This is a genomic window from Phyllobacterium sp. (assembly GCF_037994425.1).
Taxonomy (GTDB): domain Bacteria; phylum Pseudomonadota; class Alphaproteobacteria; order Rhizobiales; family Rhizobiaceae; genus Phyllobacterium.
In genome coordinates, this window is sequence record NZ_JBBNAM010000402.1 from 25,606 (window position 1) to 38,454 (window position 12,849).

Consider the following 12,849-nt stretch of genomic DNA (forward strand, 5'->3'; position numbering starts at 1 on the left):
AAGACCTATCATCAAACCTGATCCGATGGCTAGTGGAGCGAATTTGACATTCGACCCATTCGACGTGAGGGCCCGTCTCGAACGTCAAATTCAAAGCTCCACCAGACTCGTAGGCTTAGGAGACGATTTTCCGGGGGACGCGGGCCGTCAACGGATTTCCCGGCCGACCCGAATCCACTATAGATTTTGCAATGCCCATCAAGCAGCTCACCGAGACCATCATCAACCAGATCGCGGCCGGCGAAGTCATCGAACGCCCGGCGAGCGTGGTCAAGGAACTCGTCGAAAATTCGATCGATGCGGGTGCAACGCGCATCGAGGTCGTCACCGCGGGCGGGGGCAAAAACCTTATCCGCATCACCGACAACGGCTCAGGCATCGGTTCCGATGAACTTGCCCTTGCGGTATCGCGTCACTGTACGTCGAAACTTACGGACAATGTCCATGACATTCGGGCGCTAGGCTTTCGCGGTGAGGCCCTGCCCTCGATCGGCTCCGTTTCACGCCTCTCACTCAGGTCGCGGACGGCTAAAGCTGATTCCGGCTATGAAATCAGTGTCCATGGTGGACGCCAGGAGGGACCTCGGCCAACGCCGATGAATGGCGGCACGATCGCGGAAGTCCGCGACCTGTTCTTTGCGACGCCAGCGCGCCTGAAATTCATGAAGACCGACCGGGCCGAAGCTTCGGCGATAAGCGATGTCGTCAAGCGCATCGCAATTGCCTTTCCGCACATCCGGTTCTCCCTTGCGGGCAGCGACCGGACGCCTATTGACCTTGCGGCGACCGGCCCGGGATCGTCAGGGATGCTGGAGCGCATCTCGCAGGTGCTTGGCAGGGAATTTCCTGAAAACGCCATCGCGATCGACGCGGAACGTGATGGGGTGCGCCTGACAGGATTTGCCGGTATCCCGGCTTTCAACCGCGGCAACAGCTTGCATCAATTCGCCTATGTGAATGGCCGGCCGGTGCGCGACAAGCAAATATGGGGAGCGATACGCGGCGCCTATGCCGATGTGATCGCACGTGACCGCCACCCCGTGGTCGTCCTTTTTCTCAACATCGATCCAGCCTTGGTGGATGTGAATGTACACCCTGCAAAGGCGGACGTGCGCTTCCGCGATCCAGGTCTCGTGCGCGGCCTGATCGTTGGTGCGATCCGCGAGGCGCTGGGTCAATCGGGCATTCGCGCGGCAACCAGCGGCGCCGATGCGATGCTGAATGCATTCAGGCTCGGCGGCGCCGAATCAGCCCGCCCTACGCCGGCGCATCAGGCTTGGCGTGGCAATGCCGCCGTCAATCAGAATTATTCCGTTGAACGATCCCTATACCGCCCGTTGGAAACGGAACGCCCAGTGCCCGCCAGTAGCGGCTTTTCCGAGGGAGCACAGCCGTTTCTCTATGATGGCGCGGCAGCGATCGCAGCCGATGCGCGCGGTTCCTTGGACGAAGTTCCGAGGGAATTGCTTTCAGCGCCTCTGGGCGCTGCGCGGGCACAGGTGCATGCCAACTACATCGTCTCGCAGACCGAGGATAGCCTCATCATCGTCGACCAGCATGCGGCGCATGAGCGTCTCGTCTACGAGGCGCTCAAGACAGCCTTGCACTCGCGGCCGCTTCCCGCCCAGATGCTCCTCATTCCGGAGATCGTCGATCTTCCGGAAGAGGATGTGGAGCGGCTGGCAGTGCACGCCGAGACGCTGGCGCGCTTCGGTCTCGGCATTGAACCCTTCGGCCCGGGGGCGATTGCGGTACGCGAGACCCCTTCCATGCTCGGCGAGATAGACGCACAGCAGCTTGTGCGCGATCTTGCTGACGAAATTGCCGAGCACGATACGTCCAATGGCCTGAAAGGGATCCTCGACCACGTCGCCGCCACCATGGCTTGCCACGGCTCGGTCCGGTCCGGACGGCGCCTTAAGCCGGAGGAAATGAACGCGCTCTTGCGGCAGATGGAAGAAACACCAGGCTCGGGCACCTGCAATCACGGACGGCCCACATATATCGAACTGAAGCTCAGGGATATCGAGCGGTTGTTCGGCCGCCGGTAAAGCGTTCTTGTACTTCGCGATGCTTGACCGCCCAAGGGTCTCAGCCGTAAATGAACAAATCATCGACTGGAAACATCGGCATAAAATGAACAGATTTGAAGGACCGGGCTCGCGCGAAGCCAAAATTCGTTATCTCGACGGCGACTTTCAGGTGCTGTCGCCGGGCTCCTATGTTCTTTGCGCCGTGACGTCCGAGAAGATTCCGCTCGACGAGCTCAAATACTGGAGCGTTGCGCGCCAGGAGGCCTATGCCGATGCGCGCATTTCGCTCGAGCACGAGCTTCAGTTGAACCCCGATCTGCGTAGTCGAAGCAAAGGCTGACCGACATGCTGACCCGCCGCGCACCCTTGTTCAATCTCGTCGCGGCCGGAATTTTCCTGGGTGGTTGCACCACGGATACGACCAGCAACGTCCCGGCCTATAGCGGACCGGCGAAGACTATTCGCGGCTATCTGCAAGGACCGCCATATGCGCGCCTGACCGCGAGCTCCATCGTCTTTGTTACTGCCTACGACGCCAGCCGGGGAAACTCGGCGCCCATGCCGCGATTGGCCCGCACAAGTTTTACGCTAAACAGAAACGGTACCTTCCCGGTAGCCTATGAGATCAGGGTTCCGGCCGCGGCCTCTACGCGTGTTGCGCTTGGCGTCGAAATCACCCGCGCCGGTGGGACACTCTTCTCGAATGACCGGCTTTACAGCCAGACGACGGGGACGAGCCTCAACATTCCGATGCGCGAAGCGCCCCCAAGGATCAACAAGAGGTTTCCAGGCATACTATGAAGCACCGAGCCGCCGATGGCGGGCGCGGTCGCGCGTCTCACGGATGATGCGCGCCGGCGCGTCGGACTGGCTGAACACGAGTTCAACCTCCAACACGGTTGTACGGCCTGCAAAGGACTTGGCCGCTGGACTGCCATCCAGGAGGCGTACCAGGTCTTTTGTCGTGGTAACGGGGATGAGACCGTCCCGATCGGCGGCCTGCGCAAGCTCGCTGATGTTTTCTTCGGTGTAGGGATGGTGGTCGGGAAAAGCCCGTGCTTGCTCGACAACTCCGCCCGCCTCTCCAAGCGTCTTGAAGAACTTCGAAGGATCGCCGATGCCGGCAAAGGCGAGCAACCGTTTGCCGGCTATCTCAGACGTTGAGACCGGCTTGAGAACGCCTTCATAGATCGGCTTTGCCGCGCGTGCCGCATTGCGCACGAGCCGATCGGCGCCATTGGCGGTACCGACTTTTAGCACCGCATCGGTCCTGATGAGCTGGTCGATCAGCGGTGCACGCAGGGGTCCGGCCGGCAAGACATGACCGTTGCCGACGCCGCGGCCAGCATCGACGACCATCAATGCAAAATCGAAATGCAAGCGGGCGCTCTGAAACCCATCGTCCATGATGATGAAATCGCATCCGGATTGCTGCAGCGCCTGTGCCGCCGCATAACGGTGCGAAGACACGATGACGGATGCGTACCGCGCCAGCAGCAAGGGCTCGTCGCCGACGAGGCGTGCGCTGTCGTGGCCGGGGTCGACCCGGTGCAAACCTGAAAACGTCCCGCCATAACCGCGCGACACGATGCCGGGCGTCAGACCCAACGCGGTCGCCGCCTTGGCAAAGGTAATCGAAGTCGGCGTCTTTCCCGCGCCGCCTACTATAAAATTGCCGATGCACAAGACCGGCACCGGAACCGTAGGTGGTTTGGCCCGTCGTATCCGACGCCCGGCCACCTCCCCATAAAGCATGGAAAACGGGCTCAGAGCCCAGGCCCGCCAATCCGGCTTTTCCCACCAGAAGGGAGGCGCTTCGCTCATCATTTCCAGCCGCTTTCGCGATTGCTCAGCCGAGCCTGGAGAACGAGCGGCTGGATGAAGGGCTCAAGCGCCGTCAAGGTACGATCCAGCGACCCGCGCATGTCTTCGACGGTCTTCAGGCCAGCTTCGATCATGACCTGCCGTTCCTCGGGGTTATTAAAGAGGTAGTTCACCGCGCCTGCCAGCATGTCCTTGTCGCGGACAAGTTTTGCCGCGCCGTTCTTGATGAGCCGCTGGTAGGAATCCCGGAAGTTCTGGACATTGCGACCCGAAAGAATGGCGGATTTGAGCATGGCTGGTTCGAGCGGATTCTGCCCGCCCTGCGCAGTGAGCGACCGGCCAACGAGCGCGATCTCCGTAAGGCGCAGGTAAAGCCCCATATCGCCGATCGTATCACCGAGATAGATATCGGTGTCGGGTTCGATTTGGTCTGCCCGGCTGCGCAGCGCAACCTTCAATCCCATTTTCTCGATCGCTTCAGCGATTGCCGGCGCACGGTCGGGATGGCGCGGCACGATGATCGTCAAGAGATCGCGATGGCGCGCCTTAAGCATATGATGGACCTGCGCGACGATTTCTTCTTCGCCCTGATGAGTCGAAATCGCTGCCCAAGTCTTGCGCGCACCAATCATGCGCTGCATCGCCAGAAGCTCCGCATTGTTCACTGGCGGCACGGCCGTATCAACCTTGAGGTTGCCAGATACGGTCACCGGCCTTGCGCCGAGCGCGCGGAACCTTTCGCCGTCGAGATCCGATTGCGCAACGACATGGGCGAGGTTCTCGAACAGCGCTTCAGCAATCGACGGGCGCTTGTGCCAATTGGCGAAGGACCGGTCCGACATGCGTCCATTGACGAGCACCTGCGGTACCCGCCTGGTGCCAAGCTCGAGGATCGTCATGGGCCAAATCTCGGATTCGCAGATGATGGCGAGGTCAGGCTGCCAATGCGTCAGAAAGCGATCGACAGCTGGCTTGAGATCAAGCGGCACATATTGGTGGATGACCCGGTCACCGAGCCGCTCCTGCACCATCTTCGCCGAAGTCACCGTGCCGGTTGTCAGGACGACATGAATGTCCATGTCGACGATGGCCTCGACGAGCGGGGTGACCGCGGACGTCTCGCCAACACTCGCCGCATGAACCCAGATGAGCGGTCCCGATGGCCGCGCTACACTTGCAGCACCATAGCGTTCACCGTGGCGGCCACGCTCCTCCTTGCCCTTGCTGGCGCGGAAAGCAACATAAGCGCCGACGATGGGAAATGTTGCCGCGCCAAGCCAGCGGTAGGTGCCGAGGACCAGGCGTGCCCATTTTTCGCTCATGCCGCGCCGTCCACGAGTTCATGCACGCGCTTCGTGTTCGCGTTCAAACTATCGGTCAATTCGACACGCTTGGCTTCGAGCATTGCTTCATCTGCATCTTCGGGAACAAAGATAGGGTCGCCGACAATCAACCCCGATTTGCCGAATGGCAAGGGAATCGTGGTCTTGTCCCAACTCTTCTCCAGAACTTTTCGACGCGTCGTCAGATAACATATCGGCAGGATCGGCCGGCCGGACAGTTTGGCAAGGAGAATGACACCAGGGCCAGAGTCGCGCGGCGTTCCATGCGGGATATCCGCGATCATGGCGGCCGTCTTGCCCTCGGCCAACGCCTTCTTCAAGACAAGGAGGGCCCGCGCGCCGCCTTTTTCCGTACCCTTCGAGCGGTCCCTTCCACCTGAGCCGCGAACGATCTCGACGCCGAAGCGCTCGGCAACGCGTGCATTGAGTTCTGCATCCTTGCTCTTCGAAAACATCGCAACGAAGCGAACGCCGCGCGGCATGAGAAACGGCGCCATCAAATGTTGCCCATGCCATGCGACCGCGATAAACGGTTCACCGCCGCGCTTCATGTCCTCGAGGTCCGATGAGCCCTTGAGCCGTGGATTGGTGATATTCACCAGCCGGAAAAACTGCGTGATCAGCCATACAATCAGGCTGCGAACGATGGGCGAATTCGCGAGCGGGCCGCGTATCGACCGCCAGAAGCGCTTGAGCACCCCAGCTTTGCGGCGAGGCGCCTTGGCCGTTGCTGAATTCTGTTCTGTCATACGTCGATCCGACCTCGCGAGCGCGGTCAGTCTGCCTTGCCCGTTGCCGGGTCCAGCAATCGGTGCATGTGGACAATGAAATAGCGCATATGGGCATTGTCCACCGTCGCTTGCGCCTTTGACTTCCAGGCGCGCTGCGCCGAGGCAAAATCCGGATAAATGCCGACGATGTCGAGCTTGTCGAGATCGCGAAACTGGACGCCGCCCAGTTTTTTGAGTTCACCGCCAAAGACGAGGTGAAGCAGCTGTTTTTGATCCGAAGTGTTTTCGCTCATGTGCCTGTCCAAATGATCGAGAAGATTGCTGTCTGTTTATCCGAAGGCGGTTTCGGCGACAACGTCCAACATGTTATCCATGAGTAGCCCGCTTGCGGCGACGAGCGCGTTGTGCCGGTAGTCGCCCGAACTTGTATTCGTCAAGCCGTAGATAAGTGGCTTTCCGTCCGCCGCGACGACCTGGCCACCCGCCTCCGAGAGGATGAGGTCGGCCGCCGCGAGGTCCCAGTCATGCGAACTGGGGCGCACGAACGTCCCTGCGATATCACCGCGCGCCACCATTGCAATTCTATAGGCGAGCGATGCGACATAGGGCATGTGTTCGATGGACGTGAGGAAATGTTCCGGCAGCCGTTTGATGAATGCGGCTGGTCCTGCGACCTTATAGGGCCGGTGTTCCGCATCGACGTGGATCGGGGTGCCGTTCTGCGTCGCGCCGCCATTCGGGACGGCCATGATGATTTCGTTGCGCGCCGGACAATCGAGGACGCCCGCAACCGGCCGGCCGTTCTCGATGACGGCGACGCTGACACACCACACGTCGGCCCCTTCGATGAAGGCCCTCGTTCCATCAATCGGATCGACAACGAAGAACCGCTGACGCGGCGAAGCGGCGCGCTCATCATGGGTCTCTTCGGAAATCCACCCATAGTCAGGGCGGGCCGTCAGCAGCATATCCTTCAGATATTTGTCGGCCGCGAGATCGGCTTCGGTAACCGGCGAATTGCCGGTCTTCATCCAGACCTGCGGCGCCTGCCGGAAATAAGACAAAGCAATCCGGCCCGCTCCTTCGGCGGCTTGCCTGATCAGTTCCAGATCGTCCTGATTGCGCTTACTTGCCGGCAAGTGTCATGCCTTCGATAACGAGTGTCGGGCTGGCAATGCCGAAATTGCGATCGATGTCGTTTGCCGCCGTAAGATTAAGGAACATGTCCTTGAGGTTGGACGCAATCGTCACTTCACTGACCGGATAGGCAAGCTCACCATTCTCGATCCAGAAGCCCGAAGCGCCGCGGCTGTATTCGCCGGTGATCATGTCGACACCATGACCAAACACTTCGGTCACGTAAAATCCCGTGCCGACGTCGCGGATGAGGTCCTGCGGCGACTTCTCTCCGGGCTCGATCGAAAAATTGGTCGAGGCAGGCGTGACCGTCGAGCCCGAACGCACCCCCCTGCCATTGGTCGCAAGACCAAGCTCCTTTGCGGTCGACGTCGAGAGGAACCAGTGTTTCAGCACGCCGTTTTCGATCATCGTCAGGGGAATACCCTCGATGCCCTCTCCATCGAACGGACGGGACGAGGGACCGCGAACGCGCAAAGGATCATCGTGAACGTTGATCGCCTCATTCAAGATCTTCTCGCCCATGCGGTCCTTGAGGAAGCTTGTCTTGCGAGCGACGGATGCACCATTGATCGCACTGGCGACATGGCCGGCGATGCCACGGGCGACACGCGGGTCAAAGACCACGCTTACGCGGCCGGTTGCCGCCTGTCGGGCATCGAGGCGCCTGACGGCACGTTCGCCGGCCGAGCGCCCGATGGCGGCAGCATCTTCGAGCGCATCGTAGAAAATGCGCGAAGAGAAATCATAGTCGCGCTCCATCGCGGTCCCGCTGCCGGCAATTGCGCTGACGGAGCGTGAAAAACGCGAACCCATATACTGCCCGGCAAAGCCTCCCGACGTAACAAGAACCAGCCCGCCCATGCCAGCAGATGCCGAGCCGCCGCCGGAATTGGTAACGCCATCGACGGCAAGGGCGGCCGCTTCCGTCGCAAGGGCTGCCTCTGTCAACTGCGCCGCATCAATGACTGTCGGATCGTAAAGATCGAGGTCGCGTATACTCCGGGCGAGATTTTCGGATGCTGCCAGGCCTTCAAAGGCGTCGTCCGGCGAGACCTTCGCCATGGCAACGGCGCGCTCTGCGAGGACTTTCGGGTCGGCCCCGCTGTTCGCAGATATGCTGGCGATCTTCTGACCGACAAAAACGCGCAAGGAAAACTCGTCGCTCTCGGAGGACTCGGTCGATTCGACCTTTCCGAGCCGCACGCTCACCCCGGCCGAACGCGAGCGAACCACCACTGCATCGGCCGCATCGGCACCGGCCCTTTTTGCCGCTTCGACGAGCGCGGCCGCATTGTCTAGAAATTCGCTGGAGTTTACCGGCTCGGTCATTTTCATACCTGATTTCATGAAAGATTGCAGTGACGTGCTGATGCACCCTTCCTATATGGTGCAAATTTGGGGCTATCAAGGCAGGCCGGCCGAACAATCGTCGCGCGCGGAACTCTATTGCACCCTACGCCTCACCGCCATCGCCGCCACGATCGGCATAGGTGATTACCGCATCGACCGCACGTTTCAGTTCGTCCTTGATACCTGCAGACTCTTCGAGCACCTGTTCGATCCGGAGAAAATCAAGAACCCCAAACCGCGCCACGCTTGGACGCAGGAAGATCGCAGGCGCCTGGGTTCGCAAGCGCGTCGCGATGATCGACTGCATCATCAATTGGCTTGCACCGAACATCGCCTCGATTGACGAAGGAGACCGGCCTATGTCGCCTTCCGGCCCGCCAACAACATCAATGGCGATGACGAACCTCGCCTTGTCCATCAGATGATCGAAAGGCACGGGATTATAGATACCGCCGTCAATCAGGATGCGATCTTCACGTCGTACCGGCCGGAACAAGGCGGGTATCGCCGCGGAAGCGGCGACAGCGTTGTAAAGATCGCCTTCGGCCATCACGACTTCGCGCTGGCCATAAAAATCGGTGGCGGTGACGCTGAGCGGGACCTCGAGTTCCTCGAACGTTCCGGGAATGCGCTCGGGAAGGAAGTGCTTCAGGACTTTCTCGATATTGAACTGGCCGAGGCGAAATCCGCCGCCGAACATCTCGCCGAAACTCGCCGGACGAAGCTTCCAGAGCCGCGCGGCGATCTCCCCACGCTTTGAGAGTATGGCGACCGCATATTCGCGGATTTCGGCGCCCGACATGCCCGCCGCCATGCCTGCGCCCATGATCGCGCCGATTGAGGAACCTGAGATTGCCGTCGGCCTGATGCCCAGTTCATCCAAGGCCTCTATGACGTTGATGTGGGCAATGCCTCTGGCCCCACCGCCGCCAAAGGCAATGGCGAAGGTAGGAGGGCGCGATAGGCCATCCAAGCCCGCCGAGTCGTTCCCTTGAGCAAGTTCGCGCGCTGCCATAAACCTGTTTCCTACGAGAGCGGCGGACCGACGATCAGGATCGCCGGCTCCGTTGACAGCAGTTTCTTCGCCGCTGCCTTCACTTCGTCCAGTGTCACAGCATTGATGAGATCGGCTCGCTTGTCGATGTAGTCGCGGCCGAGATTTTCATCCTGCAGTCCCACAAGTGTGCTGGCTACGGCAGACGAGGAGTCGAGATTGTTCACCGCATAGGAACCGACCAGGTATTTCTTCGCTTCGGCAAGCTCTTCCTCCGTCGGTCCGTCCTTGGCCATCTTCGCAACTTCGGCCTTGAGTATTTGCAGTGTTTCGCTGGCCCTATCGGCCCGCGTTGCCGTCGAGATCATCAAGGCAGCCATATGATCTCGGTTGGCGAGATTGGATCCGGCCGAATAGGCAAGGCCACGCTTTTCGCGAACCTCATTGTAAATCCGCGAAGAGAAAGTGCCGCCACCGAGAATATGGTTCATGATATAGGCCGCGAAGAAATCAGAGTCCTTGCGGCGTACGCCTGGATAGACCATCGAGATCGACGTCTGCGGAAGAGCGTAGTCAACTTGCGTGGTCTTGCCGAAGGCGAGTTCGGCATCGCTGACCGGCTCAAGCTCGGCCTTTTCAGGCAAATCGCCGAAGACCTTGTCGAGGAGCGGCATCAGTTCTTCCGGGCTGATCGCCCCCACGACACCGACGATCAGGTTATCCCTGGCGAAAATGCGCTTGTGGAAGGTTGCGAGGTCATCGTGAGTGATGCTCATCAGACTAGCTTCGGTTCCCTCCGATTGGCGACCATAGGGATGATCGCCATAAAGCGCCTCGGCGAATTTGCGTCCGGCGATGGTATTGGGATTGCGCTCAGAAGCTTTGATGCCGGCAACGATCTGCTGGCGAATCCGGTCGATCGGCTCCCGATCGAAGCGTGGCTTGTTGACTGCCAGCGTCAGCAGATCAACTGCTTCATCCCGCTTGTCGGACAGCATTCGGATCGAGCCGATAATATCGTCGTCATCGGCGGTAAAGCTCATCTCCGCGCCGACATCGTCAAGCTTGTCCTGGAACGAATTGGAATCGAGTTCGCCAGCGCCTTCGTCAAAGAGCCCGGTCATCAGATTCGCAAGACCTTCCTTGCCCTTCGGGTCCTGGGCCGAACCACCCTTGAAAGCAAACCGCATGGAAACAAGCGGCACAAAATCGTCCTGCACCAGCCAGGCACGTATTCCTTTCGGCGAGACCACTTCTTTAATTTCGACTGCATAGCCGGGGACGACGGCAAGGAAGATTAACAAGAAAGTTGCCGCGAGCCGCCTCGTGATTGGGGTAACGACACGAATCATTGGACGACTCCTTCGGCAGGCGTTTGCGGCTGCTCTTGTTCGGCGGTACCGGGCGCCGCCTCCACGTCTGCAGGCACATCGGGTTTGCCGTCTTCCGGCATCAAATAGCTGGTAACGGAGCGGCTATCGACGAGATATCGCTTTGCCACCGCCTGAATGTCGGCAACCTTTACCGCCTTGATGCGATCCGGCCATTCCTGGATGTCCTTGATCGTCTGCCCAGTTGAAAGGGTCGAACCGTAGATGCGTGCCATTCCAGCCTGGCTATCACGGGCAAAGATCATGCTCTTCAAAAAGCGATTGCGCGCCTTTTCCAGTTCTTCTTCCGTGACACCATCCTTGATAATGCGGGCGATCTGCGCGTCGATGCCGGCTTCGACATCACTTAGGGTTGCCGAGCCGCGCGGCGAACCATAGACACCGAAACTGCCATCGTCGAGTGATCCCCCCTGGTAGAAGGCGCCGGCGCTTGCCGCCGATCCGTCCTTGACCACCAGCGCCTGATAGATGCGGCTGCGCGAGGATCCGCCGAGAATTTCGCTCAAGAGGTCAAGCGCTTCCGCCTCACCGGGCTTCGCGTTCGTGTAGGAGGGCGCAAGCCACATTTTCTGGAAACTCGGCTGCGATACGCGCGGATCCGCCATGGAAACCGTGCGCTTGGTATTCTGCTCCGGCTCCTGCGGCCGGTCCCGCTTACCGGGTTCAGCCCGGCGGGGGACCTTGCCGTAGGTTTTATCCGCCAGGGCTCTGACGGTAGCCAGATCGACGTCACCCGAAACGACAAGGGTCGCATTGTTGGGCGTGTAGTATTTTTCGTAGAATGCCAACGCATCCTTGAGGTTGAGCTTCTCCATCTCATGCAACCAGCCGATGACCGGCATGCGGTACGGGTGGTTCTGGTAGAGCGTGGCGTTAACGTCTTCGGCCAGAAGCGCACCCGGATTGCTGTCTGTACGCGAACGGCGCTCTTCGAGAACAACGTCGCGCTCGGTCTTCACAACATCGTCATTGAGGATCAGGTTTTCCATCCGGTCAGCCTCGTAGGTCATGACCATTTCGAGCGCCTGTGGCGAAACCTGCTGATAGAAGGCCGTATAATCATAGGAGGTGAAGGCATTCTCCTGGCCGCCGATCTCGGCGACCTTGCGGGAAAACTCGCCCGCCGGATAGGTCTTGGTCGCCTTGAACATCAGGTGTTCAAAAAAATGCGCAATGCCCGATTTTCCGGGCTCTTCGTCGGCCGAACCGACGTGATACCACAGCATATGCGTTACCACCGGCGCGCGATGGTCGGGGATCACCACCACTTCGAGGCCATTGTCGAGGTAGAACGACGAGACGTCATCCTTGCTCGCAGCCGTCGTGGCGGGCGTTTGCGCAGTCGTTTCGGCATATGCAGGCGCGTGAATGCCCAGGCCGGCGAGCGCGCCCATCAAAACAAATGCCGCAAATGTGCGGCGCAACGTCGAAGTCATTGAAATCGGTCCAGTACTGTTTTTCAGGATTGCGATACAATCCCGCTGTTTACGTCTTCAATGTGACAAGCCGAATGATTGTTCCGCCATAGGGCCGTTCCTCGACAACCGAGAACCGCGCATCGAGTTCGACCATCGCATCGGCCTCTTCTTCGAGAACCAGCAAGGTGTCATTCTTCAACCAGCCGCCATCAAGCGCGGACCTGAACGCCAGTTCGCCAAGGCCCTTCGAATATGGGGGATCGGCAAAGACAAGATCAAACGGCTCGATGGTCCCCGCCTCGCCGAGTTTCGTCGCGTCCCGGCGAAAAATCTTGGTATTGCCGAGAAGCCCGAAGGCTTCGACATTGGTGCGGATCAGTCCCCTTCCCTCGGTCGATTCCTCGATGAACACGCCATAGCGCGCACCGCGCGACATTGCTTCGAGCCCGAGCGCGCCGGTGCCGGCAAAAAGGTCGAGGACCCGCGTCGACTCGAACTTCTCCGGGTAGTTGTGGACGAGGACATTGAAGAGGCTTTCGCGCGTGCGGTCCGTGGTTGGCCGGATCGCATTGGAAGCCGGCGTTGCAAGGGAACGTCCGCGAAATCTACCGCCGACTACACGCAC

At 59.7% G+C, this 12,849-nt stretch carries 13 protein-coding genes; 3 read left to right on the forward strand and 10 right to left on the reverse strand.

The features are described 5' to 3' along the window. Positions 1 to 191: 191 nt before the first annotated feature. From mutL to AAAB35_RS26535, 3 genes are all read left to right on the forward strand, one after another. Positions 192 to 2,051: a DNA mismatch repair endonuclease MutL gene (gene mutL, locus AAAB35_RS26525; RefSeq protein ID WP_340671325.1), complete on the forward strand. Its 1,860-nt coding sequence runs from the start codon at positions 192 to 194 to the stop codon at positions 2,049 to 2,051. Positions 2,052 to 2,136: 85 nt separating this feature from the next. Next, positions 2,137 to 2,373 (forward strand): DUF2093 domain-containing protein, encoded by a 237-nt coding sequence (locus AAAB35_RS26530; RefSeq protein ID WP_340671326.1) that lies wholly within the window; start codon positions 2,137 to 2,139, stop codon positions 2,371 to 2,373. A 5-nt stretch (positions 2,374 to 2,378) separates the two neighbouring features. Next, on the forward strand, positions 2,379 to 2,834 hold the full coding sequence (locus AAAB35_RS26535) for a hypothetical protein (RefSeq protein WP_340671327.1): 456 nt from the start codon (positions 2,379 to 2,381) through the stop codon (positions 2,832 to 2,834). Here the strand turns inward: AAAB35_RS26535 and lpxK are convergent. The 10 genes from lpxK to rsmD form a co-directional block, all read right to left on the reverse strand. Beyond that, entirely contained in the window at positions 2,829 to 3,860 is a 1,032-nt protein-coding gene (gene lpxK / locus AAAB35_RS26540) for a tetraacyldisaccharide 4'-kinase (protein WP_340671328.1), read from the reverse strand. The two genes, AAAB35_RS26535 and lpxK, sit on opposite strands and share 6 nt — an antisense overlap. Beyond that, positions 3,857 to 5,179 (reverse strand): lipid IV(A) 3-deoxy-D-manno-octulosonic acid transferase, encoded by a 1,323-nt coding sequence (gene waaA / locus AAAB35_RS26545; RefSeq protein ID WP_340671329.1) that lies wholly within the window; start codon positions 5,177 to 5,179, stop codon positions 3,857 to 3,859. Before waaA ends, lpxK begins: the two co-directional genes overlap by 4 nt. Beyond that, positions 5,176 to 5,949: a lysophospholipid acyltransferase family protein gene (locus tag AAAB35_RS26550; protein ID WP_340671330.1), complete on the reverse strand. Its 774-nt coding sequence runs from the start codon at positions 5,947 to 5,949 to the stop codon at positions 5,176 to 5,178. Before AAAB35_RS26550 ends, waaA begins: the two co-directional genes overlap by 4 nt. A gap of 26 nt (positions 5,950 to 5,975) precedes the next feature. Continuing rightward, entirely contained in the window at positions 5,976 to 6,224 is a 249-nt protein-coding gene (locus AAAB35_RS26555; RefSeq protein ID WP_340671331.1) for a DUF4170 domain-containing protein, read from the reverse strand. Positions 6,225 to 6,260: 36 nt separating this feature from the next. Continuing rightward, positions 6,261 to 7,070 carry a 3'(2'),5'-bisphosphate nucleotidase CysQ gene (locus AAAB35_RS26560; protein ID WP_340671332.1) on the reverse strand — a complete coding sequence of 270 codons (810 nt, stop codon included), beginning with the start codon at positions 7,068 to 7,070 and terminating at the stop codon, positions 6,261 to 6,263. Then, on the reverse strand, positions 7,057 to 8,400 hold the full coding sequence (locus AAAB35_RS26565) for a TldD/PmbA family protein (protein WP_340671333.1): 1,344 nt from the start codon (positions 8,398 to 8,400) through the stop codon (positions 7,057 to 7,059). The genes AAAB35_RS26560 and AAAB35_RS26565 overlap by 14 nt, the downstream gene beginning before the upstream one ends. Positions 8,401 to 8,524: 124 nt before the next feature. After that, the gene (locus AAAB35_RS26570) at positions 8,525 to 9,436 is read right to left on the reverse strand and encodes a patatin-like phospholipase family protein (RefSeq protein WP_340671334.1); all 912 of its coding nucleotides are present in this window, start codon (positions 9,434 to 9,436) and stop codon (positions 8,525 to 8,527) included. An 11-nt stretch (positions 9,437 to 9,447) separates the two neighbouring features. Beyond that, complete coding sequence (locus AAAB35_RS26575; RefSeq protein ID WP_340671335.1) at positions 9,448 to 10,767, reverse strand: pitrilysin family protein; 1,320 nt, start codon at positions 10,765 to 10,767, stop codon at positions 9,448 to 9,450. Beyond that, positions 10,764 to 12,242: a pitrilysin family protein gene (locus AAAB35_RS26580; RefSeq protein WP_340671336.1), complete on the reverse strand. Its 1,479-nt coding sequence runs from the start codon at positions 12,240 to 12,242 to the stop codon at positions 10,764 to 10,766. The genes AAAB35_RS26575 and AAAB35_RS26580 overlap by 4 nt, the downstream gene beginning before the upstream one ends. A 49-nt stretch (positions 12,243 to 12,291) precedes the next feature. After that, the gene (gene rsmD / locus AAAB35_RS26585) at positions 12,292 to 12,849 is read right to left on the reverse strand and encodes a 16S rRNA (guanine(966)-N(2))-methyltransferase RsmD (RefSeq protein WP_340671337.1); all 558 of its coding nucleotides are present in this window, start codon (positions 12,847 to 12,849) and stop codon (positions 12,292 to 12,294) included.